This window comes from Flavobacterium sharifuzzamanii, assembly GCF_003254585.1.
GTDB lineage: Bacteria > Bacteroidota > Bacteroidia > Flavobacteriales > Flavobacteriaceae > Flavobacterium > Flavobacterium sharifuzzamanii.
This window is the reverse complement of sequence record NZ_QJGZ01000040.1, coordinates 384,637-409,005: the sequence shown is the minus strand read 5'-3', so window position 1 is coordinate 409,005 and position 24,369 is coordinate 384,637. Positions and strand designations below refer to the sequence as shown.

16 protein-coding genes are annotated in these 24,369 nt (G+C 34.7%); 2 read left to right on the top strand and 14 right to left on the bottom strand.

Annotated elements, in window-relative coordinates; all coding sequences use genetic code 11:
- Positions 1-10: 10 nt before the first annotated feature.
- The 9 genes from DMA14_RS16685 to DMA14_RS16645 form a co-directional block, all read right to left on the bottom strand.
- Positions 11-1,495 (bottom strand): alpha-L-fucosidase, encoded by a 1,485-nt coding sequence (locus DMA14_RS16685; RefSeq protein ID WP_111425718.1) that lies wholly within the window; start codon positions 1,493-1,495, stop codon positions 11-13.
- A 35-nt stretch (positions 1,496-1,530) separates the two neighbouring features.
- Positions 1,531-3,384: a glycoside hydrolase family 35 protein gene (locus DMA14_RS16680; RefSeq protein ID WP_111425717.1), complete on the bottom strand. Its 1,854-nt coding sequence runs from the start codon at positions 3,382-3,384 to the stop codon at positions 1,531-1,533.
- Between the two features lie 164 nt (positions 3,385-3,548).
- Positions 3,549-5,861: a beta-N-acetylhexosaminidase gene (locus DMA14_RS16675; protein ID WP_111425843.1), complete on the bottom strand. Its 2,313-nt coding sequence runs from the start codon at positions 5,859-5,861 to the stop codon at positions 3,549-3,551.
- Positions 5,862-6,167: 306 nt separating this feature from the next.
- Positions 6,168-7,190, bottom strand: coding sequence for an isoaspartyl peptidase/L-asparaginase family protein (locus DMA14_RS16670; protein ID WP_111425716.1), 1,023 nt, complete (start codon positions 7,188-7,190; stop codon positions 6,168-6,170).
- Between the two features lie 90 nt (positions 7,191-7,280).
- Positions 7,281-8,399, bottom strand: a complete 1,119-nt coding sequence (locus DMA14_RS16665; RefSeq protein WP_111425715.1) for a putative glycoside hydrolase — start codon at positions 8,397-8,399, stop codon at positions 7,281-7,283.
- Positions 8,374-9,447 (bottom strand): carbohydrate-binding family 9-like protein, encoded by a 1,074-nt coding sequence (locus DMA14_RS16660; protein ID WP_111425714.1) that lies wholly within the window; start codon positions 9,445-9,447, stop codon positions 8,374-8,376. Before DMA14_RS16660 ends, DMA14_RS16665 begins: the two co-directional genes overlap by 26 nt.
- Positions 9,448-9,454: 7 nt before the next feature.
- Positions 9,455-10,420: a glycoside hydrolase family 130 protein gene (locus DMA14_RS16655; protein ID WP_111425713.1), complete on the bottom strand. Its 966-nt coding sequence runs from the start codon at positions 10,418-10,420 to the stop codon at positions 9,455-9,457.
- A gap of 249 nt (positions 10,421-10,669) precedes the next feature.
- Positions 10,670-12,547, bottom strand: coding sequence for a sodium:solute symporter family protein (locus tag DMA14_RS16650; RefSeq protein WP_111425712.1), 1,878 nt, complete (start codon positions 12,545-12,547; stop codon positions 10,670-10,672).
- Between the two features lie 22 nt (positions 12,548-12,569).
- The gene (locus DMA14_RS16645; RefSeq protein WP_111425711.1) at positions 12,570-14,807 is read right to left on the bottom strand and encodes a GH92 family glycosyl hydrolase; all 2,238 of its coding nucleotides are present in this window, start codon (positions 14,805-14,807) and stop codon (positions 12,570-12,572) included.
- 130 nt (positions 14,808-14,937) lie between these two features.
- Between DMA14_RS16645 and DMA14_RS16640 the strand changes: the two genes are divergently transcribed.
- Both DMA14_RS16640 and DMA14_RS16635 read left to right on the top strand, forming a co-directional pair.
- Positions 14,938-15,996 (top strand): sensor histidine kinase, encoded by a 1,059-nt coding sequence (locus tag DMA14_RS16640; RefSeq protein WP_111425710.1) that lies wholly within the window; start codon positions 14,938-14,940, stop codon positions 15,994-15,996.
- Between the two features lie 71 nt (positions 15,997-16,067).
- Entirely contained in the window at positions 16,068-16,784 is a 717-nt protein-coding gene (locus DMA14_RS16635; RefSeq protein ID WP_111425709.1) for a LytR/AlgR family response regulator transcription factor, read from the top strand.
- A 334-nt stretch (positions 16,785-17,118) separates the two neighbouring features.
- Here DMA14_RS16635 and nagB read toward each other — a convergent pair whose 3' ends face one another.
- The 5 genes from nagB to DMA14_RS16610 form a co-directional block, all read right to left on the bottom strand.
- Complete coding sequence (gene nagB, locus DMA14_RS16630) at positions 17,119-19,032, bottom strand: glucosamine-6-phosphate deaminase (protein WP_203418313.1); 1,914 nt, start codon at positions 19,030-19,032, stop codon at positions 17,119-17,121.
- 183 nt (positions 19,033-19,215) lie between these two features.
- Complete coding sequence (locus DMA14_RS16625) at positions 19,216-19,395, bottom strand: hypothetical protein (protein WP_157957721.1); 180 nt, start codon at positions 19,393-19,395, stop codon at positions 19,216-19,218.
- A gap of 10 nt (positions 19,396-19,405) precedes the next feature.
- Positions 19,406-21,499, bottom strand: a complete 2,094-nt coding sequence (locus DMA14_RS16620) for an alpha-L-fucosidase (protein WP_111425706.1) — start codon at positions 21,497-21,499, stop codon at positions 19,406-19,408.
- 279 nt (positions 21,500-21,778) lie between these two features.
- A complete protein-coding gene (locus DMA14_RS16615; protein ID WP_111425705.1) occupies positions 21,779-23,791 on the bottom strand; it encodes a M56 family metallopeptidase in 2,013 nt (670 codons plus the stop codon).
- Positions 23,788-24,150: a BlaI/MecI/CopY family transcriptional regulator gene (locus tag DMA14_RS16610; RefSeq protein WP_111376737.1), complete on the bottom strand. Its 363-nt coding sequence runs from the start codon at positions 24,148-24,150 to the stop codon at positions 23,788-23,790. Before DMA14_RS16610 ends, DMA14_RS16615 begins: the two co-directional genes overlap by 4 nt.
- Positions 24,151-24,369: the final 219 nt, after the last annotated feature.

Genomic DNA, 24,369 nt, shown 5'->3' with positions numbered 1-24,369 from the left:
GGCTTCGTTCTTATCTGTTGATCGCTTCAATTTTTAAAGTCCAAGCTTCTTTTGCAGGAAGATTGTTTCTTAAACTTTCTGGAATAATTACTTTAAATCCGTTTCCTTCTTTTGTCCATTTTAAAGAAGTTTTAGAACCTAACATTGTAATTTTTGTTCCTTTTTTAGGACTTATTGATTTTACAGTAACTGTAGCAGGAATTTTATCTTCTCCGTCTTTAGCTAAATAAAATGCGAACACATTACCCGCTTTATTTTGTGTAAAACAAATGTTTTCTTCTTTGTAAGGTTCGATTGGTTTTGTGTTGTAAATTGCTGTACTGTTTACTTTCATCCAATCACCGTAAGCTTGCAATAAATCGTAAGCACCTTTATCCCATTCTCCTTCTGGACTTGGCGCAATGTTCAATAATAAGTTTCCGCCTTTAGCTACAATATCAATCAACATGTGAATACCTTGTCTTCCAGTCATGTACTCAGCACCTGGAGAATAAGACCATCCACCGCCTGCTGGAATACAAGATTCCCAAGGATAAGGCAAAGTTTTAGCAGGAACACGTCCTTCTGGAGTTAAATAGTTTTGGTTTTTACCGTGAACAGCTCTATCTACTACAATTAAACCTGGTTGTTTTTGACGCGCTTTTACAACCAATTCATCCATTTTTGGATCTTGATCTACCACTCTGTGTTTAATGAAACCGTTTTTAGATTCGTTTTCAGTAAATTTCTCGTCGTAGTTTTCTTTGATGTTTACTTGGTCTCTTTTTCTAACCCATCCTCCATCTAACCATAAGATATCAACTTTACCGTAGTTCGTTAAGATTTCTAAGATTTGGTTATGAGTGAAATCTACATATTTCTGCCATTTTTCTGGGTATAAAGACGGATCGTAGTTTACGTTTCTGTCGAATGGAGGAAAATAAGGATCCCAATAGTTTTCGTTATGCCAGTCTGGTTTAGAGAAATAAGCTCCAGTTGAAATCCCTTCACCTCTAAAAGAATTGAAAATCTCTTTTAAAACATCTGCTTTCGGGTTGGTATGAAAAGGAACATCTTTACTAGTAATCTTGTAATCAGAATATTTAGTATCATACATATTGAAACCATCATGGTGTTTGGTGGTAAAAACCATGTATTTCATTCCAGCATATTTAGCCGCTTTTGCCCATTTTGCAGGATCAAATTTTACAGGATTAAAAGTCTTTCTTAAACCTTCATAATCTTTAATATAATCATTATAATTAGACGGATTGCTTCCTTTTTTACGTTCACACCATCCATAATCTTCAGGGCAGATAGACCAGGACTCTACAATTCCCCATTGGCTGTAAGTTCCCCAGTGCATTAGCAAACCAAATTTTTTGCCTTGCCATTCGTCTAAGTTCTTTAAAACTAACGGATCAGTTTCTGGTACGTATCTTTCATCTTCATAAATCGCCTGAGCGAATATCTGAGCTGAAAATAAAAGGGCGATTATGAATATTCCTTTTTTCATCTTTAATCTAATTTATAATTTATTATTCTTTGTTTTTAGTTTAGTTTGTCAAGTATAGGCTGATCTGTAAAAGTTAATTCTTTTGGGGTGTTTTCATTAAGCTGCTCCAATACAACAATCTTATTCTCACCTGCTTTCAACCAACAGCCTGGTACATAAAGTGTTTGCTGCGGGCCTACTTTCCAGTAGCGTCCAAGATTGTGTCCGTTAACAAATACAATTCCTTTTCCCCAAGCAGACATATCAAGAAAAGTATCGGCTGGTTTTTCTATGTTTACTGTAGCTTCATATAAAACTGGACGTCCTGGTTTTATCGTTTCGTTTTTAACAGCTGGCACTTCATTCATTGGCATTTTATACATTTCCCAACCACCACTAATTTCATATTCATTAATGAATACTGGAGAAATAATTCCTTTCGTATTATGCACTATTTCGGCTCCGTAATTAATACGTCCCATATTTTCAACTAGAATTTCTAAAATACCGTTAAAAGGAATAGAAAGGGTCAGCTCGTAATTTTTGAAAACTCTATTCAATTCACCCACCTTAATTCCATTTACATAAACGGTAGCAAAGTCTCTCAATCCCTCGATTTTCAATTTGCCAGAAGAAATTGGCTGAGTAAATCTTTTTCGATACAAAACATATCCATTTCCTTGTCCCAACTTTTCAAAAGTTAAAGGTTGATCATTTACAACCGCTTTTTCTTTTTTGATCCAGCTTAAAACATCCATACTTGATTTGACAGGCTGATTAGGATATTTTACAACTGGTATTTTCTCTGGAATTGGTGCTAATTTTGTTTTAGAATATTTTTGCATTACTTCACGAATAGCCATAAATTTTGGTGTTGCCCAACCTGCTTCGCTAATAGGCGCATCATAATCATAGCTTGTAATATCCGGCTGAATATCACTTTCCTCATTATAATTTGCTCCAGAGGTAAATCCGAAATTAGTACCGCCGTGCACCATATAATAATTAAAAGAAACGCCTGCATCAAGGTACTTTTTAGTTTGACTTGCAATCTCCTCAGATCCAATTTTAATAAATGGTTCTGCCCAATGGTCTAACCAGCCAGAGTAAAACTCTGCTACCATGTAAGGCCCTTGCCCTTTATGGTATTTATCAACCTGCTTCTTTAAATTTTCTATATTTGATTCTCCATTTGCAGTGGGTAATACGCCATCAACAGCACCGCCTTCAAACAACCAAGTACCATCAGAAGTAAAAAAAGGCTCTGGAAACCCAGTTTCTTTAAGCATATTGTAAATTGCAGTTTTATATGCTTTATGATCATCAGCACTAATATCGGTTCTTTGAGAGACATAAGAACCAAATTCATTCTCGGCCTGAACCATAATAATTGGACCTCCCTGGTTAGCAAAGTTTCCTTTTACCACTGCATACAAATTTTCCAGATACGTCTTGCAAGCTTCCAAAAAAGCTTTGTTATTGCTACGAATTACCAAATCTTTATTATTTTGCAACCACCAAGGATATCCTCCAAATTCCCATTCACCACATGCGTACGGACCTGGTCTAAGAATTACATATAATCCTTCACTTTTAGCAATACGTAAAAACTCTGCTAAATCTCTATTTCCCGTTTTAAAATCCCATACACCTGGCTCAATTTCATGATAATTCCAAAAGACGTAGGTTGCCACGGTATTCAATCCCATAGCTTTAAGCATTTGCAATCGATGTCTCCAATACTCTTTAGGAATACGCTCATAGTGCATTTCTCCCGAATGTATTTTTATAATTTTCCCATCTTTTTGAAATTCTCCATTAGATATAGAAAATCCTTTGGTTTGCGCCTTAGTAAAAAACGGCATCAAACAAATCAATAATACTCCGAGCTTAAATAATATCTTATTCATTTTTTTTCAGATTATACATTTATGACTTTAGAGTTTTGCCAAAGTTTGAAACTTTGACAAAGCTGTCACAAGCATTTCACGTTAAACTATGTGTTAGAAACTAGTTTCTTTCTAAACTCTTTTCAAAGCCAAAAAAATCTATGTTTCTATGTGTTTAAAAATATTTAATTCACCAAAATCTCATCCACAAACAACCAAGAGCTTTCTCCTTTTGGGCTTTTCTTTAAGTTGCCACCGATTACTTTTACAAAACGCGCATTTTGCTTTTGGAAATTAATTTTGAAATCTTTCAATTCTGGAACTGGATTTACTGCATACGGACGCATTATTTTACCCACTTGCGTATATTTAACTCCGTCTGTAGAAATCAATACTTTCACTTGAATTGGGAAATTAACTCCAGCACCTTGACTTTCTAAAGCCCCAACTGTAACTTGTTCTATACTTTCTACTTTCTCCAAATCAATTACCAATTCCATATCGTTAACCAGCCAAGCTTGCCATTGTCCGTCATGGAAATTTTTACTTCCGCGAATGGCATTTACCATTGTATTAGCATCTCCTTTATAACTCTGGTTGAAAGGCGTTAAGTACTTCACTCTTTTTGCCAATCCTTTATGAAAAACAATCGTGTCTGTAAAAGTTTTTCCAACTGGTTTTTCGTCTTGAAATAAAGAAGCTTTTAAAACAGTAGTTGCTGCAATTTCAATTGGAGCTGTATATTTTATAGCATGATGATCAATGCTTTGGTTTCCTAAAACATAACGGATATCTGGATTTGGAAATTCATTTTTCAATTCCACTTTCACTTGTTTATTGGCCAAATCTGCTGTTGAAGAAGCGGTTACCAAATAAGCGCTTTTCGCATAATTTAATCCCTGATAATCGTAACGTTTAAACATTGAGAACAATCTCGATGTAAAATCGTTCCAGTTACGCTTCTCTTTCGGACTCCATAAAGTCTCTGATAAAGCCGCTAATCTTGGAAAAATCATATATTCAGAATCTTTTGGTCCCGCAATATGTTCTGCCCATAAATTAGCCTGTCCGCCTAAAACGTGTGCAGCTTCCTGAGGTGTCATAGTTGAAACTACAGGATCAAATTTGTACACTTCGCTTAACGGATTATAAGCATCAAAGGCCAAAGGCTCTTCGTTTTGCGGACCTTGATAAAAGTTGAAATAACAAGGCGTTTCTGGTGTCATAATTACGTCATGACCTTGATCTGCTGCTTCAATTCCGCCTTTCATTCCTCTCCAGCTCATTACTGTCGCATCTGGAGCTAAACCGCCTTCTAAAATTTCATCCCAACCGATAACTTTTTTACCTTTTGAATTGATGTATTTTTCCATACGTTTTACAAAATAGCTTTGTAATTCGTCAACACTTTTTAAATGCTCGTCTTTGATTCTTTTTTGGCAGTTTGGACATTTTGCCCAATTCGTTTTAGTCGCTTCATCTCCACCAATATGAATGTATTTTGAAGGGAAAATGGTAATTACTTCATCAATTACATTTTGCAAAAATTCAAAAGTCGTTTCTTTTCCAGCACAATAAATATCGGTCAAAGGCCAAACTCCACCAGACGGAACACCAATTCTCTGGTTGAAACAAGCCAATTCTGGATAAGCTGCAATGGCACTGCTTACGTGAGCTGGCATTTCGATTTCTGGAATTACTTCAACTCCTTTTGTCGCTGCATACTTTACGATTTCTTTTAATTCGTCTTGCGTAAAAAATCCACCATAAGTTCCTTTTTCGTCAGGATTTGTAGTTAATCTTGCATTCCAAGAAACATTTTCCTGATCTACTCTCCAAGCACCAACCTCTGTTAGTTTTGGATATTTTTTAATTTCAATTCTCCAGCCTTGATCGTCAACTAAATGCATGTGCAGAACATTCATTTTATGCGCTGCTAAACGATCGATTGTGGCTAAAACATAATTTTTATCGAAGAAATGACGTGATAAATCCAGCATTAAACCTCTCCATTTAAAACGAGGCTCATCATTAATGGTCAAACTTGGAATTTGCCATTTTGCAGAGCTAATCGCAAATTTACTTTCTATCGCTTCAGGAAGTAATTGTCTAACACTTTCTAAAGCATATAAGAATCCATTATTTCCTTTCGCAGAAATAACAATATTAGCTGGATTTACATCTAAAACGTAGGCCTCATTTTTTAAGTTCGGATCTGTTTTCAGCAAAACATAATTACTCGCAGGAGCTTTTGTGGTAACTTCTGGTTTCCATCCTGCAGCGGTTTCAAATTTTGATGCCAATGCATTCGCAGCATCTTTCTGGAAATCACCGTTTACTACAAACTTTGTATCTTTTGTAAATTCAAAAACACCTGTTTTAATAAGAGTCTGAGTCGGTTTCGGAATGATATGAATATCACTTTCTGTGTACACTTTTTGTGCCTTAACAGATAGCACCGAAGTAATTAGGATTAGTAGGAATAGTATTTTTTTCATTCTTTGTTTTTTGGTTTCTCTAAGTGTTTGTTGGAACATTTAAAGATGTAGTTTTTTAGTTTTAGTTTGTCATCCTGAGGAACGAAGGATCACACTAGGAATTCCTCAAAGTAACTCGCCAATCTTTGTCGAGCAACTTGTGTGATCCTTCGTTCCTCAGGATGACAAAACTGTGTCGTTAAACTTTGTCAAAGTTTCAAACTTTGACAAAGTTCTAAACTCGCTATGTTATTTATTCTAAGTGAAACGTCTTTAACCACAACAAATTCTATGTTTCTATGTGTTTAAAAATATTTACGCCTAGTTTTATTTATCCCAAGACATTTTAAACTTCGCGTCTTCCATTCTATGTCCTTTTACATCATCGGAAACGGCGTAATTAAATCCTGATCTTAAGCTGTAACCTGCGTATTCTCCGTTTTTATTCAAAGCAATAAAACCAACTTGAAGGTATTCCATGTCTTTATGGTTTTTATGTTTGTTATAAATACGTTCTGTGATTTCTTTACAAGCATCGTAAGGAGATTTTCCTTGACGCATTAATTCGACAACCATTGCGCTTCCGGCAGTTCTAATAACCGCTTCGCCTAAACCAGTTGCCGCGGCAGCTCCCACTTCGTTATCCAAGAAAAGACCCGCGCCGATTATTGGGGAGTCACCGACGCGTCCGTGCATTTTCCAAGCCGCACCGCTCGTGGTACATCCGCCCGAAAGATTGCCTTCTTGGTCTAACATTAGCATGCTTATGGTATCGTGATTTTCTATATTAATAACTGGTTTGTATTTGGAATCTTCCAGCCATTTTTTCCAGTCTTTTTCAGACTCTGGAGTTAATAAATTTTCTTCTTTAAAACCTTCAGATAAGGCAAATTGCAAAGCACCTTGTCCCGCTAACATTACGTGGGGTGTATTTTGCAAAACTCTTTTTGCAACCGAAATTGGGTGCATTATTCCCTGTAAGAAACAAACAGATCCGCAATTACTGTTGTGATCCATAATACAAGCGTCAAGAGTCACTTTCCCTTCGCGATCTGGATATCCTCCGTAACCCACACTACGAACATTCGGATCGGCTTCAGGTATTTTCATTCCGGCTTCGATGGCATCTAAAGCTGATTTTCCTTCTTTTAAATTCTTCCAAGATTCTTTATTCGCAGGCAAACCGTGATTCCATGTCGAGATGATAATCGGTTTTGTCTGTTTTTTTTCTTTTGATTCTACTTCTGGCTCATTTTCATGATTGGCTGCAAATCCGCTTACGCCTAAAACAGAACTTATGGCTAAAGTTCCTAAAGTGGTTTTCTTGATAAAATCTCTTCTATTTGACATGTCTCTTGGTTTAAATTCAACTTTCAAAAACAAAATATTCTTGATGTTGCTAAATTAATCAGTAATACTTTTTAATCCCAGTAAAATCTACTACATGGCCGATTTTACGGCTGCAATTGTTTTTAAATTACTATCTGATAAGGCGTTTCCGTCAAAAAATGAAACTCCTGTTGCACCATTTTTCTTAGCTAGCAAAATTGCTTCTTTCAATTCTGCATCCGATTTTAATCCTGGAATATAAATTCCTGTATTAACTTTCGTCTGCTTTCCTTCCAAATCGGCTACACCTTGTTTGGTTGCGTAACCTACCCAGTCAATTTCTTCATCATAAAAACTATGATAAATCATTGGATATACTTCGTCAATATTCCATTTGTCCCAACGCTGACGCACCATATGATCTGCCATTTCTGGATAAGGAAATACTGCAGCCGTTAATTTCTTATTGTGTTTATGGGCAATTTTATACGCATCGTCAACTACAGCTTTGACTGCATTTAATCTGAAATTTTTCCATTCCATATCAATTGAAGTATTGTGGCTTTTCTTTGGATTTTTGTGATGTTCTTTTTCGAATTTGCTTACGCAGGCATCACAATAACAGAAATCAAATTGTGGTAATTCTACATCTTGAACTAAGTTGTATTTTGGCAACAAACTGATTGGCAAGAAAATATCAGGGAAACGAATGTAATCTAAGTGCACACTTTCGATTCCTTCGACTTTTGCTAAACCTTCAACTAAACCTAAAACATGGTTTCTAGATGCTTCTTTAGTTGGGCAAAGCCATTGGTAATAATCTACATAAGGTCGGTTATCAAAACAAGATTTTCCTTCTTTGCTTACTTGATACCAATCTGGGTGCTGTAAAGCAACTGAATCGTTCGGACGGTTCATTGCCATAATCCAAGCGTGTACTTTTAGTCCTTCTTTTTTTGCAAGCGGAACTAATCTTGCTAATAGTTTCGGATCGGTTTGCGTGTTAATTAAAACTTCATCGATTCCACCGTCTTTGTATTTTTTGAATTCTTTCGAATAATCTGCATCCGATTTTTTAGCGTCAGCAGTGGTCCAAACACCAAAAGTGAATTTTCCGTTTTCTTGATCTTTATTTTCTTTTTGTCCGCAAGAGAATAAACTCAGCGAAAGCGCTACTACTAAAACTTTTGATAGTTTTTGCAACTTATTCGTTCGTAATAATTTTACCATCTTCTTTAATTATTAAGGTTTTGTTTGAAAAAGGACTCTTTACCAAGATATTAAATCCTGATGAATGATTTTCTAAAACTGGTTTTAAAACTTTTCCATCAACAACTATATTTTTTGTACTGATACTTTGCAATGATTTTGCCCAAGATTTATTTTTATCGAAATATCTCTTTTGAGCACGGTACAAGGTATACAGTTCCCATTTTACTTTTTCTTCCTGTGGAATTGTAAAAGTATCCTGTCCTCCTATTTCTTTGGATGAGAAGTATACATAAGCCCATTTTTCGGGCTCATGCATATTTATCACTCCCATAGGCGACCAAACCCAATTGTATTCTGGGAGAAACTTTCCTTCTGAATCTTTTTTGCGCTCATATTTTCCATCGACAACTGAGTGCTGCCAATTCACTCGAGAGAAATTGACTTTCCAAAATTTATCTTTTGGGACAATATCGTCGAAATAAGATGTTTTATAAACTGACCACGGAATGGCTATTTCTAATGTCCAGCCTTTATCAATATCTGAAGCATTATTTAACGTTCCGTCGACTTTTACAGCCGATTTTAAACCTGTAATATTCCAGTCGTTTAAAACCGTATTTTTTTCACGGTATGGTTTATTAATGAATAAATCCCAAGCCGTGTTTAAAGCATTAATTTCTAATTCATAATAATTGTGCGTATCATTATCTGGATCGATAAAAACTTCAAAATCATTATTGTAAAAAATAATTGTATCGCGCTGTCTTAGATTTGCCCAAACGTGAGGTTCTTCTATTTTAGCGAGAATATAGTAGTAATTATCGTCCCATAACATTTTGACTTGAGTATTGTATTTTGGCTTTTCAACACCTTCTATGTCGACAAAAGGCGTTGTCCAAGTTGCTTTCTCCCAGTCTTTATCTGTGCCCTCTCCGTCAATAACAATTTCTTTTGAAGCTTTATAGGCAATATAACTTTTTGGTGTAACCTCTTTTTCAGATTGCGCATAACCCATCAATCCAACAAAAAAAACGGCAAGGGACAATAATTTACTTCTACTATGCATCTTTATACTATAAACTATTATCTTTTGTAAACTGAATTACTTCACTTAATTTTCCGAAAGCGATCGCTACGTGCGTATCTGCTGCACCGTAATAAACTGCTAATTTATCTTCTTCAATATCGTGTAAAGCAGCGCAAGGGAATACTACATTTGGAACATCTCCAACCATTTCATAAGTTTCTGCTGGTCCTAATAAATAAGGTTGCGTTCTGTATTTTACCTGATCTGGCGAATCAACATCTAAAAGTGCTGAACCCATTGCATAACGGAAACCGTTGCAAGTATTGATAACTCCATGGTAAATCATCAACCATCCTTCTTCAGTTAAAATCGGAATTGGTCCTGCTCCCACTTTTGTACATTGCCAAGCACTTTTCTCAAACGGACTCGGTTTCATAACCAATCTGTGTTCTCCCCAATATTTCATATCTGGGCTATAGCTGATCCAAATATCTCCGAAAGGTGTGTGTCCATTATCACTTGGACGGCTTAACATGGCATATTTTCCGTTAATTTTTTGTGGAAATAAAACTCCGTTTCTGTTGAATGGTAAAAAAGCATTTTCGCATTGAAAAAACTCCTTAAAATCGAACGTATAACCAATACCAATTGTTGGTCCATTATAACCGTTACACCAAGTAATCCAGTAACGATCTTCGATCCAAACCACTCGCGGATCGTATTTATAAGCAGATTCGATCATTTCTGTATTTCCAGATTTCATCTCAATTGGTTCATGGTTAATGTCCCAATTGATTCCGTCTTTACTGAAACCAGCAAAAATATTCATCTGAACTGCTTTGTTATCACATCTGAAAACCCCAGCATATCCGTCTCCAAAAGGTACAACTGCACTATTGAATATACTGTTTGATGAAGGAATCGAATATCTGTCGATAATTGGATTCTCAGAATATCTCCACATTACATCTTTACTGTTTTCGGGTCTGTCTTGCCAAGGAATAGTACTCATTTTTTGTCTTTTTTATTTATTAGTTTTTTTATTCTTCTATTCTTTTATTCTTTTGTTTGTGACTGTTGTTTTGAACTGTCACGCACTGTTTTGTCATTTCGACGAAGGAGAAATCTCCACGAGTAACTCTACAAAGATTGGCAACTTACGAGATGGAGCTTCTTGCGAAGATTTCTCCTTCGTCGAAATGACAAACTGTATGGTAAAACTTTGTCAAAGTTTGAAACTTTGACAAAGTTGCTACACGTATTATTCTTCTATCTTCCTAACTCTATCCAGCCAAGTAAACTTCAACACCGTAGTCGTCACTAAGAAAACCACCAAAGCCACGCCAGCTTTTGGATAATCTCTGATGATGAAATAAATCGGAAGCAGAATCATGCTTGACTGCCATACAATTCCAATTACACAATTCATCATATCTAGATAGAAATCATTATTTTTTTGGAAAGACTGATCTTCCGCTTTTAATTGTTTGTAAACCGGAGTCCAGAATCCCCAAGGTCTTACATTGCTGTAGAAAGATTTTAGGACCTCCATATCTGTTGGTTTGCTTAAGTAAGTTCCTAAAAGACAACCTAAAATTGACATTCCGAAAATTAATGGAAATAAGTAAATCGATGGCACTTGCGAAAGATCATGCAAAAATGTTCCCGCTGCTAAATTTCCTTTGTTTTGATCTAAAATGAATTGAAGAGACGCTGCGATTAATCCGCCGACCATTCCCCAGAAATAACCCCATCCGTTAAAACGCCACCAAATCCATTTTAAGAAGTTCGCTGCAACGTAACCGCCGTACAAAGCACTTGTAATCCAAAGTGTTAATGAGTTAATAGAATCTGCAAAGAATCCCATGAAAACTCCAAGACCAACTACCAAGAAAGATGAAATCTGACTTACTTTAATGTAATGTTTATTTGAAGCGACAGGCTTGAAGTATTTTTTATAAATATCATTTACGATATAAGCTGGTCCTGCATTTACGAAAGCTGAGAATCCAGACATAAAAGCAGCTAATAAACCAGCAAGAAGAATTCCTTTAATTCCAACTGGAATATAAAGATTCACCACTTTTGGCATTAATAGTTCTAAATCTGCACCTGTCAAATTTACATTTGCATTTAATTCTGGTGCTAAATTCACCAAAGCAATTACTACAATTCCTGTGATTAATAAATATCTAGGAATAAATAAAATCAAGTTGGTAAAACCACTCATGTAAGCTGCTTCTTTTACCGATTTTGTAGAAAGAACACGCTGTAAATCATAACTTGGAGTTGGACCTGCAACACTCGCGAAGAATCCTTTGAATAAAGTCATTCCGATAAAAGCGCCAAACATTTTATAACCTTCCGTATCAATTAATCTATTGAAAGTTTCAAATTTATCGCTCCATTGTGTTTCAAATTCCCATCCGAAGAAAACATTTTTCCATTCTGGCGTAATTACCGAATTGATTTGAATATCTGTATAATTAATGAATGCATAACCCGCGATTAAAACTCCAGCAACAATCATAATAATATATTGTACTACTTCTGTCGCAACTACAGAAAACATTCCGCCTTTAACCGTGTAAATTGTAGTTAAGAAAATGATTAACAAAGCATAAGCTTGTTCTGACGTTAAGAAAACAGAACCATTCATATAAACCGTTAAATCCCAAGGAAGAATGATGGTTACAAATTTCCCGATTCCAACAAAGAAATAAGCAATGAAACCAATTGTCGATATAATAGCAAAAATGGCTACAATAATATGAGAAGCTTTTCCAGCTTTATCACTTCCAAAACGAGTTAAAATCCATTCAGATCCCGTCATTACTTTTGATCTTCTAATCCAGACCGCAAGGAACATCATAACAAAAATCTGATTCCAGATTGGCCAAAGCCACATAAACATGAAACTTTTTACGCCATATAAAAATAAAACTCCAATCATCCAGGAAGTTCCTGAAACATCAAACATTCCTGAGCCATTGCTCAATCCTAAAAAATACCATTTGATTGATTTTCCGCCAAGGAAATAATCATCAAGTCCTTTTGATGCTTTTCTTGAAATCCAGATTCCGATACCGACCGAGAGTACGATATAGATTAAAATGATTGATACGTCTATTATGTTCATTAAATTATTTATTTTGAATTAGTTAGTTCAGACCCCAGTTTTTGTTTGGCTGTGCCCCCATTACAAAATGAAGTACACCACCTTTTAGCATTTCTTGGTGAGAAATTGCTGTTTTATTAAATGCTTTTCCGTTCAAAGTAACCGATTGGATATAGAAGTTTTTGTCTGAAACATTTTCTGCTTCAATTACAAAAGTTTTTCCATTTGGAAGATTTAAAGTTGATTTTTCGAAAATCGGACTTCCAATTTCGTATTCACCAGAAGCTGGATTCATTGGGTATAATCCCATTGAACTGAATACATACCAAGCCGACATTTGTCCGCAATCTTCGTTTCCGCTCAAACCGTTTGCTGTCGTATTGTATTGTGTGTCCAAAATATGACGCACCCAATATTGCGTTCTCCAAGGCTGACCAGCATGATTAAACATGTAAGCAATGTGGTGACTTGGTTCGTTACCATGTGCATATTGTCCGATCAAACCAGAAATATCTGCTGAAACATTGTTTCCTGTAATCTCAGAACTCTCTGTAAATAATTGTTCTAAACGTTTTGTGAAAATGTCATTTCCTCCGTGAAGTTTAATAAAATCATCCACATTATGAGGCACAAACCAGCTGTGTTGCCAAGCATTTCCTTCGGTATAATCCGTGTGCTCTCTGTGATTTGAATGTTTTGGATCGAAAGGTTCGTTCCAAGATTTTCCATCTTCCGATTTTCCTCTCATGAAACCAGATTTTGCATCAAATAAATATTCGTAAGCTTTTGAACGTTTCGAGAAAAACTCATAATCAGCTGTTTGGCCTAAAGCTTTCGCCATTTGAGCCACACACCAATCATCGTAAGCATATTCTAAAGTAATGGTAACCGATTCGTCTAATAAATTGTACGGAATGTAACCGTATTTTTTGTAGAAATTCAATCCGCGTTCGTCTTGCATCATTGTCGCTTTCATTGCTTCAAAAGCTTTTTCGGCATCAAAACCTTTAATACCTTTTAGATAAGCATCAACAATAACTGGAATCGAATGATATCCTGTCATGGTATTGGTTTCATTTGCATATAAAGTCCAAACCGGAAGAATCTTTTTAGTTTCGTAATACGCTAACATCGAATTCACCATATCTGAAACCCTATTCGGATCTAAAATAGTTAGCAATGGATTTTCAGCTCTAAACGTGTCCCAAAGCGATAAAGTAGAATACGCTGTGTAATTTTTTGAAGTTACAATTTTATCATCCTCCGTTCTAAATTGTCCGTTTTTATCACTGTACGTTACTGGAGCAACTTGAGCATGGTATAAAGCCGTATAGAAAATAGTTTTTAGAGAATCGACTGGAGTTTCAACTGTAATTTTGCTTAAAGCTTTGTTCCAAACTGCAGAAGCGTCTGTTTTTACTTTCTCAAATTCTTTGTTCTCTTCTAGATTATCTTTCGCATTAGCGATACTTACAGAAGAAAGCGCCACTTTTACGCCTAATTCTTTAGAGTTTTTAGGATCGAAAAATAATTGAAGAGCAGTATTTTCGCCTTCAGCGCTTTTCCCTGAGACTACTTTTTTATCTGCCGTAATAATAGATTCAATAATTGGCTTAGAAAATTTTGCTACAAAAAATACTTTCTGATTTTTTGCCCAACCTGTACTATAACGGTAACCGCTAATAGTATTTGCATCTTCAACTGTAATAGCTGTTTTAGTCGCTTTATCCCAATTAATAGCAAAACCTAAATCGACAACAACAGATTGTGTGTCGTTATTATTATAGGTATACTTATGGTATGCGGTTCTTTGCGTAGAAGTTAATTCTACATTGATTTTAGGATCTTCAAGAAAAACTTGGTAATAACCCGGTATTGCTTTTTCGTTAACATGATTATATTTTGATTTATACGGTAAGAAATCGCGTGAAGCGGCTTTGGCGGTTAAGTCTAACTTTTTGTTTGTCGGCATAAATAAAATATCTGCCAAATCACCGATTCCTGTCCCGCTTAAATGTAAATGACTAAATCCAGAAACTATCGAGTCAGAATAATGATAGCCTGAGCACCAGTCCCAGCTAGAAACTCCATTATCTGGACTCACTTGCAGCATCCCAAACGGAACTGTTGCGCCCGGATATGTATGTCCGTGCCCGCCTGTACCTATAAAAGGATCTACATAATTTGTTGCAAAACTTTGTGGATCTTTGTTTTTATCTACTTTTATTTTGCAACTTGCAATAAAAATTACCGTTAAAGAGAGCAGAGTAATTTTCCTCATATCAAAACAATATTAATTTAACTTTAAATTTAGATAAATTCAATTTTTACCAAAACATTTTTAGACGGACGACATTTAAACAGCTCTAAACATCAAAAAATAGTAACAAACGACATTTTATATTCTCGATATGATTTTCAACTCAAGCAAATCTTACAGCTTACCTGTACGCTACCATGTTTACTTCTGGCTGACGTATTTTGTGTTCAATACATTCCGATGGGGAAGTTATTTTAACGATTATGTCTATTCTTTAAAAACCACTTTACTCGGATTTCCAATTCACATGGCATTATGCTATTTGAATATTTTGGTTTTAATGCCACATTTCGTTTATAAAAAAAAATACTTCCTATATATAGTAACTGTATTGTCGGCGATTTTTGTCATGGTGGTTCTAAAATTCAACTTAACTTATTTATTAATCACACACAACGTTTGGCCTGAAGGTCCGCAGACCATTAATACACTTACATTAAACTATACGATTGATATGATGATGGGCGAATTGTATGTAATGACTTTTGTTACTGCAATTAAAATCACGCTCGATTTATTACAGGAACAAAGACGTGTAACCGATCTAGAAAAATCGCAATTGGAAACAGAACTGTTGTTTTTAAAATCTCAAATTTCACCACACTTTTTCTTTAATACCTTAAATAATATCTATTCGCTTTCTGTAGAAAAGTCCAACAAGACTCCGAAAATCGTTTTAAAACTTTCAGAATTAATGCGTTATATGCTTTATGAAACAAAAGAAAAGAAACAGTCTTTAGAGAATGAAATTCTGTGTATTCAGAACTATCTGGATTTGGAAAGAATTAGAAATGGAGAGCGTCTAGAAGTAGATATGTCTATTTCAGGAGATATTCATGATAAAGAAATTTCTCCCGTTTTACTTTTGACTTTCGTCGAAAATGCATTCAAGCATGGCGTTAACAAAAACACTGGAAATGTTCTCATTGATATCAGATTTAAAGTAAAAGGCGATTATTTATATTTCACAATTTCAAACCCAATGCCTGAATTTACCGTACATAAAGATAATTTTAACAAGGCAAGTGGTATAGGTATAGAAAATGTCAAAAAAAGACTTGAACTGGGATATAATAAAAATGACTATAAGCTTTCATTTAAAAATAAAAAGAATATTTTTGTCGTTAAACTAGTTATAAAAGTCACTTAAGCCCTAGCTTTTATCGGTTTAGAAAACTATACCTACAAAAAACCAAATATCGGCCTAAATAATATTTACAAATGAAAATAAAGTGTTTAATTATCGATGATGAGCCATTGGCAATAAACGTTATTAAAAATTATATTGAACAGATTGAGGATTTAGAATTAGTAAACACCTTTAGTAATTCTATTGAAGGATTAAATTTCTTAAAAAACAATACCATTGATGTAATTTTTCTAGATATTAATATGCCTGTTTTAGATGGTATTAATTTTATTAAAAGTTTAGAAAACCCACCTTTATTAATCATTACAAGTGCTTACGACCAATTTGCAATTGAAACATACGAACTTGATGTTCTAGATTATTTGGTTAAGCCAATTGAGTTTCCGCGTTTGATGAAAGCAGTCAACAAAATCAACAAACGTCTTAATAATGCAGGGAGCAAACTTCCACAAGAAAACAGCAAAGAGAATCCTTTTATCTTCGTTAAAATCGACAAGAAAAAAATGAAGAAAATTTTCTTGAACGAAATTTTGGTTATCGAAAGTTTAAAGGATTATTTAAAAATAAGCACTACTTCTGGAAAATTCATAATTCACAGTACTTTATCAGACTTTACGGGATTATTACCTGAAAGAGATTTCATCAGAATCCACAGATCATACACAATTGCAATTGACAAAATTGACGCCGTAGAAGGAAACAGCATCGAAATCGAAGGACTTCGTTACGTTATAGGAAGATCTTATATTGATGAAGTAAAACAGAAAATCCTTAATTCATCTATATAAAGGTTTAAACGCAAAGCACGCTAAGATTTACGCAAAGTTCGCAAAGATTTTTTAAGCTAGTTGATAAAGAAAAGAGAATAAAAAAGTTCGCAAAGCTATTCGTTAAGCTTTGCGAACTTTTTTATGCTCAGTTTTCAGACAACGTAAAAATAAAATCTTAGCGAACTTTGCGTAAATCTTAGCGCTCTTTGCGGTAAAAAAACTTTGCGGTAAAAAAACAAAACTATAAAAAACGAAAATGCGGCCAACCACGACCGCATTTTCTCTCAATTATAGGTAACTAACCAAAATAAACCATGAAATAGTCTATTATCTTTATTACTGCAAAAGACACTTAGAAATGATAACGTTTAAACGCCTCAATAGCCGAATAATCTGCTAAACCTAAGCTGTGGTATTTTTCTGCAGTCAATCTATTTCTGTCTTCAACTCGCACCCAAAACTCTCTGCTGTCATCACCTTGAAACATTACGCCGTCTTTTTGAGACTGATGATAAAAAATTGCATGTCGTTTCTTTAAAACCTGGTCAGGACTCATTGGGACTGCCATGTCAATCTGGTACGATTCCCATTCATGCCAAGCGCCTCGATATAACCAAACCCAGCAATCGTTCATAAAACTATGGTGTTTTAGAATTTTTAAAGCTTCAAACAAACTATCTAAACACACTTTATGAGTTCCGTGCGGATCTGCCAAATCTCCGGCAGCATAAATTTGATGCGGTTTTATTCTTTCAATAATATCACACATAATGTCGATATCTGCATCCGAAAGATTATTCTTTTTTACTGTTCCTGTTTCGTAAAACGGAAGGTCTAAAAAATGAACATTAGAATCCGGCAAACCTAAATAACGTGTTGCGCCAAAAGATTCACTTCTTCTTATTAAACCTTTTAATTTTCTAACTTCTAATGAATCAATCTCATTTCCTGATCTGTTCTGAAGAAAGTCAATTACTTTATCAGACATTCTAGAATCTGGGTGTAATGCTTTCGAAATCTCAGCAAACTTCAATGCTTCTTCATTAGAAACAGCAATATTTCCTGATGTTTGGTACGCTACGTGAACTTCATGTCCCTGCTCTATCAAACGGTCAAAAGTTCCTCCCATCGAAATCACATCATCATCTGGATGCGGGCTGAAAATGATAATTCTTTTCTTTTCCGGCGTGGAACGCTCCGGTCTGTACGTATCATCAGCATTGGGTTTTCCGCCCGGCCATCCCGTGATGGTTTGCTGCATTTTATTAAACATTTTAATGTTCAAATCGTATGCAGTTCCTTCCTCTGTCAAAAGACTCGACATTCCGTTGTCGTTATAATCTTTATCAGTCAGTTTAAGGAAAGGTTTCTTAGTTAATTCACTCAACCAAGCCACCGCTTTTAATTTTAATTCATCTGTCCAAATACAAGATTTAACCAGCCAAGGCGTTTTAACTCTTGTCAATTCAGACGAAGCTTCTGTATCTAGAACAAATGTTGTGTTGTTATGCTCTTGCAAATACGTAGCTGGAACTTGCGAAGAGATTTCTCCCTCGATAGTCTTTTTTATAATTCCTGCTTTACTGATTCCCCAGCCAAGCAAAACAATTCTTTTTGCATTTCTAACGGTTCCAATTCCCATTGTAATGGCTTTTCTAGGAACATTGTCAATTCCTAAAAAAGAAGAAGCCGCATCGACTCTCGTGATATGATCAAGTGTAATGCTTCTAGTTCCTGAATTTACGTGCGAACCAGGTTCATTAAACCCAATATGTCCCGTTCTTCCAATTCCCAAAAGCTGAAAATCTAAACCTCCGTACGATTTAATCTTCATCTCATAATCAATGCAATACTGCTGTAATTCGTCGGCACTAACCTGACCATCCGGAATATTGATATTTTCTGGATGAATATTAACATGATTGAACAAATGTTCGTGCATAAAATGATAATAACTCTGAATATCATTTTTATCCATCGGATAATATTCATCTAAGTTGAAAGTCACTACATTTTCAAAACTCAGACCTTCCTCTTTATGCATTCGTACCAATTCTTCGTAAACTTTAATTGGCGAAGAACCTGTAGCCAAACCTAAAACACAAGGTTCGTCCAGCTCATTTTTTCTCTGAATTAAATTGGCAATTTCACGAGCGACCAATATAGAAGCTTCTTGCGAGGACTCGAAAATAACATTGTGAATTTTCTCAAAACGTGTTTCTTCAAATTTTCCTGCTTCTTTAAAACCTATATCTTCTTTAATCATTTCCCTTGCCATTTAATTACTAAGATAAAAGTAGAATTATATTATCCGCTCGTACTAAAAATTCGACTAATAACGGCTAAGCTTCGGCAAAAGACAAAATAGGACGGTTTCAAAAAAGCAACTCCATTTTTTATAAGCTTCGGAGAAGCTTAATATTTATAGAAATAATCAACGATTACAAAATCAAAGCTCCAGCGGAGCGACATATTTTTCTACAATCGTATTATATGTCGCTCCGCTGGAGCTTTCTTCATTTCCTTTATGGTAATCTATAAATATTTCACCCCTCCAGGGTTTTAATGTAGAACATAATCTTATAAATATTCCAATATCGGCTCTTTTTAAAACAACTTCGTTTTCCAAAAAAGGTGTTTTATTCCACAACTCCAATTTCAGCAATCGAAACTGTTTGCGTTTTCCCAACAGCAGCTGTAGCGACAAATTTCAAAAATCTTGCTTTTACTGTAGCAAAATTTTTAACCTGCTCAATCGGATTATGTTTAATATTCGAAAATTCTCCTTCTGATTGTTTGTCCCAGTAAAAACTGTCTACACTTGTATACAATTCATAATTTGAAATCAAATTTAAATTGTTACCAACCTGTTGTGGCGTATAGGTAAAACCTTTAATACTGATCAATTCTCCCATATCAATAACAATACTTTGTGGCAGTTTGTTTTCATCATTTCCAAAACTCCATTCTGTATTAGCATTGCCGTCAATAATTCTTTCTACTGATTTATCATCTCCGCTCGAAGTCGAAATTACTTTCCATTTCTCTTTAGAAACACCATATTTTGCGATCTTTACAGCGCTATTGATTTTCTCTTTAGCGCTTCTTGAAATAGCTTTAATTTCTACTTCTTTATTATATACGAATGGTGCTTTGTATAAAGTGCTTTTTTCAGTAGGCGTCTTTCCATCTAAAGTGTAATAGATAGCATTTCCTTCTTCTGATTTAATTGTAACCAAACCATTTTTATCGCAAAGAATTTGAGGTTCTTTTACAAAAGTTGGCGCATTGTAAGCCTCAATTGCACTAATTACAAATCCAGCTTTTGCATCCAGAATATTCACTCTAAGTGCCGAAGCCATAACACGATCTAAACGCAGGATTCTTTTGTAACCAATTGTAGTTTCATTGGCGATTGTTTTCCATTGTCCGTCAACTTTTACTTCAATAGAAAATGCTTTTACACGCTGTCCCAGTTTAATATATTCTTGAAGTAAAATTCTATTGATTGCTGTTGGCTTTTTAAAAGTAAATTCAACTGTAGCTTGTTTTACTTTATCGTCTGTTGCCCAATAGGTATTTTTATTTCCGTCAATTACATTCTGCGGACCAAAATTCAAATCGTTTGCACGAATGTTTGAAGCTTGAACCTGAGTTTCTGCTAATAGTTCTTTTTTGAAATCGGCTTTAATAGTGGCAACCAATTCTTTCAATCTTGCTTCGTCATTTTCATGAACCAAACCTCGTATATCAACAGGAAGATTTAATAATAAAGTTGCATTTCGTCCAATCGATTCGTAATAAATATCTACCATTTCGTCAAGCGAACGCACTTTATCGTCTTCAACCGAATGATAGAACCATCCTGGTCTGATCGAAACATCGGCTTCGCCAGGAACCCATTTTTCACCGTCTTCATGTCCAGACATAAATTCTGTATAATGTACTTTTCCAGCCAATTCATCTTTTTGGCGTAGTAACGACCAATTGGTTTTACCTGCACGTCCTTCTTCATTTCCTATCCACCTTGCTTCAGATGGACCAACGCCCCAAACTAGAGTTTTTGGTGCGATATCATAAATCAATTTATAGGTTTCATCCCAATTATAATAAGTCAAAGAATTGATTTTTCTAGTTTCATTTGCACCACCGTAATAACCGTCACCGCCATTAGCTCCGTCAAACCACATTTCGAAAACATCTCCGTAATTCGTCAATAATTCTTTTAACTGATTTCTGAAATAAGTAATATATTCCGGTTTGCCGTATTGCGGATGATTTCTGTCCCAAGGCGAAAGATATAATCCTAGCTTTAAATCGTATTCTTTACAAGCAGCAGCCAATTCTTTCACCAAATCTCCCTTTCCGTTTTCCCAAGGTGAATTTTTTACAGAACGTTCTGTATAAGCCGATGGCCATAAACAGAAACCATCGTGATGTTTTGCAACTAGAATAATGCCTTTCATTCCAGCCTCTTTTACCACGCGCGCCCATTGGCGAACGTCTAACTGCGACGGATTAAAAAGTTCTGGCAATTCGTCTCCATAACCCCATTCTTTGTTTGTAAATGTATTTAATGAAAAATGTACAAAAGCATAAAATTCCATTTCCTGCCAATCAATTTGTTTCTGCGTCGGAAGTGGTCCAAAAGGCTTTGGTGCATTCGCAAATTCCTGACTTGAAGCATTAGAAATTACACCAAAAAGACATAAGGAAAGGAATATTTTTTTCATTACTGATTTGCTTTAAAATAGTCTATAAAGCATAAATGTAGTATAAATTGAAATCTTTCGAATAGAATTTCGACCAACAACATTTTTTACAGCATTTTGGTTTGAAATGATTTTATTTAAATAATTCATTTAGGTATACTATTTTAAAAGTTGCCTAAAAAATAAAGCCCAAATCTACAGATTTGGGCTTTAATACTAAATTTTGATTGTAGTCTTACAACTTGAATATTTTATTAACAGAAAAAATGTATTGCTTTAACTATCAAAAGCAATATCAGCTTAGTTGCCAACGACTGCTTTTAAAGCTATATACTTTTCAATACCTTTAAAGTTATGTCCTTTTTCTCTCATAGCTTTAATGAAACTTGGCGTTGCACCAACCGCTTTTGCCCCCACAATATCATCTAAATCTAAATCTGAAAAACCCAGATCCTTATATTCCTTAATTAAATCTGCCGTGATATTTTGCGATTTTAAAGCTGTAAGATTTTCAGACGAAATGTTTTTATAACCTACTTTTTCGAATTGAACAACATATTCTGGAGTTACATTTAAAGCTTTTAAAGCAATTAAGTCGTCATTTGAAAGATCATTATAACCCATTTTTTTAAAAGAATCAATATAAGCTTTATCTATGTTTAAAGTTTTGAAAGCAACAATATTATCCTCATCTCCTTCTCCATTTTCATTCTTTTTTGTTTTCGTCGAAGAACGGTAATCATTAATATACTTTCCGTCAATATTTTGAGATTTTAAAGTGATCAGATTTTCTGGTGAAACATTTTTATAACCCGATTTAATAATATCTTCAATAAAAGCTTTATCAATGTTTAAGGATTTAAAAGGAATCAGCGTTTCAATATCTATATTTCCAATTCCAGCATCTTTAATAGAATCGATGTAATCTTCGCTTACGTTTAAAGCCGCCAACGGAATTACTTGTTCTTTGTCTACATTTTTATACCCTTTTTTATGCAACATTTTTACATACGACGTTTTTATATTTACAGCAAAGAAAACCATAAGATCTGTATCATCTGCCAATGTAATCCCTTGTGCAGCCATTTCTTTGGCGAAATTTTTATTGCCAACAAACTTGTACGTTCCCATTCCGGTATTTCCTTCAAATTTTCCGGTAAAATTCATTGTTCCCGCTTCACGCGTTAGAGAAAATGTTCCTTGTTTATCTTTTGATAATCCGCTAAACTCGCTAATATCATAAGTATGAGTAGAATGGCTATCCTCGTCGTTTTTAAATTCCATTTCTACCGTATTGCCTTTGATTGTGGCAAACCAATTTCCTTCGGTTCGATCACCCTTTTGAGTGTTTGGACTCGCTTTAGTTGCTTCGTTTTTAATATTCGAAGTTAGCGTCTGACTTTGCGCTGCCGGTTGATTAAAAAGGCAGGCAAACAATACCAATAATGGTAACAGGAAAAAATATTTCCATGTTGTGTTTACGTTTGATTTTTTTGAATTCATCATAATGATTCGTTTTTTGAGTAATGATTGATTATAGTTAGTTGTAAGACTCAAAGGAAATTGTGGCGCCGCTACTTTAAGCAGGCTAAATTGATAACTTTCTTTTTCTACGCTACCTTGTTGTAGCATTTCGTTATCAGTCAAAAATTCAAGATTACTTTCTAATGCTTTTCGCCATTGCCAAGCAAAAGGATTAAACCACTGAAAAACAAGTACGATTTCTGCAAGCAAAAGATCAATAGTATGTTTTTGCTCAATGTGAATTTTTTCATGCAGCAAAATCTGATTGTACGTTTCCCATTCGTATTTTTCAGGATTTATAAAAATATTATTAGCAAAAGAACAAGGTGCTTTATCACCTGTTATTTCGACAATTCTAAATTTTCCGTCCCTAATAATCTCTGATGTGTACGCTCTGTAAAATAATACAACAGCTTGCATCAAAAAATTAAGCGCAAAAACAATGACACCAAACCAGTACAAATACACTATCCACTGCATGACCAAAGTCATATTAAATTGTTGCTTTGTTTCATTTACTAAAACTTCATTTACAGGAAGTGCTTTCATCTCGGCAGTTGATTCTTTTACAACTGTTTTTTTTATGGAAGGAATAGCTGCTGTTACTTTCTGTTTTTGAAGAGAGAATTGCTGCGGAATCGGAAGCAACGGCAAAGTAAAAGCTACTAGCATACACGCAAGCAAAACAAATCTATTCAAATTATAAAAAGTTTCTTTCTGCAAAAGCAGCTTATAAAACATAAGGCAAGCAAAAAGAATAAGCGCTGTGTATAGAATATATGGTATCATATCGAATCTTTTTTTATCATGTTCACGATTTCGTCCAATTCTTTTTCGGTTAATTTTTGCTCTTTAGCAAAAAAGGCAAGCATACGTGGATACGAATTATCAAAATATTGACTCACAACATCTTTCAGCGCAAATTGTTGATATTCTTCTCTTTGAATTACCGGAAAAAAGCAATGCATATTCCCAATTGTTTCCCGATTTAGAAACCCTTTTTCTTCTAATATTTTGACAATCGTCGCAACACTATTATAATGTGGTTTCGGATCTGGCAGCAATGGAATAATGTCTCTGATGAAGGCTTTGTTTAAATCCCAAAAAACCTGCATAATCTGTTCTTCTCGTTTGGCTAATTTTATCATAGTAGAAATTCTTTTGACAAATATAACTACTAATTAATTAGTAGCAAAACTAATTGGTTAATATTTATACTAATTAATTAGTTAAACCAGTAAATACAGAACATTTAGGCAATAATTTTTTACCTTTAAAAACCTAAAAAAGAATTAATTACAATATATAAGTAAAGTTTAGATACAAAAATCAAGATATTTTTCATCTATTAAATTAATGCCATCGGA

Bases quoted from the DNA above. Each gene is read 5' to 3' on its own strand.
- nagB (WP_203418313.1), bottom strand. From the start codon at position 19,032: ATGATTAAAGAAGATATAGGTTTTAAAGAAGCAGGAAAATTTGAAGAA.
- DMA14_RS16660 (WP_111425714.1), bottom strand. From the start codon at position 9,447: ATGCATAGTAGAAGTAAATTATTGTCCCTTGCCGTTTTTTTTGTTGGA.
- DMA14_RS16620 (WP_111425706.1), bottom strand. From the start codon at position 21,499: ATGAAAAAAATATTCCTTTCCTTATGTCTTTTTGGTGTAATTTCTAAT.
- DMA14_RS16640 (WP_111425710.1), top strand. From the start codon at position 14,938: ATGATTTTCAACTCAAGCAAATCTTACAGCTTACCTGTACGCTACCAT.
- DMA14_RS16680 (WP_111425717.1), bottom strand. From the start codon at position 3,384: ATGAATAAGATATTATTTAAGCTCGGAGTATTATTGATTTGTTTGATG.
- DMA14_RS16635 (WP_111425709.1), top strand. From the start codon at position 16,068: ATGAAAATAAAGTGTTTAATTATCGATGATGAGCCATTGGCAATAAAC.
- DMA14_RS16685 (WP_111425718.1), bottom strand. From the start codon at position 1,495: ATGAAAAAAGGAATATTCATAATCGCCCTTTTATTTTCAGCTCAGATA.
- DMA14_RS16615 (WP_111425705.1), bottom strand. From the start codon at position 23,791: ATGATACCATATATTCTATACACAGCGCTTATTCTTTTTGCTTGCCTT.
- DMA14_RS16675 (WP_111425843.1), bottom strand. From the start codon at position 5,861: ATGAAAAAAATACTATTCCTACTAATCCTAATTACTTCGGTGCTATCT.
- DMA14_RS16670 (WP_111425716.1), bottom strand. From the start codon at position 7,190: ATGTCAAATAGAAGAGATTTTATCAAGAAAACCACTTTAGGAACTTTA.
- DMA14_RS16655 (WP_111425713.1), bottom strand. From the start codon at position 10,420: ATGAGTACTATTCCTTGGCAAGACAGACCCGAAAACAGTAAAGATGTA.
- DMA14_RS16610 (WP_111376737.1), bottom strand. From the start codon at position 24,150: ATGATAAAATTAGCCAAACGAGAAGAACAGATTATGCAGGTTTTTTGG.
- DMA14_RS16665 (WP_111425715.1), bottom strand. From the start codon at position 8,399: ATGGTAAAATTATTACGAACGAATAAGTTGCAAAAACTATCAAAAGTT.
- DMA14_RS16645 (WP_111425711.1), bottom strand. From the start codon at position 14,807: ATGAGGAAAATTACTCTGCTCTCTTTAACGGTAATTTTTATTGCAAGT.
- DMA14_RS16650 (WP_111425712.1), bottom strand. From the start codon at position 12,547: ATGAACATAATAGACGTATCAATCATTTTAATCTATATCGTACTCTCG.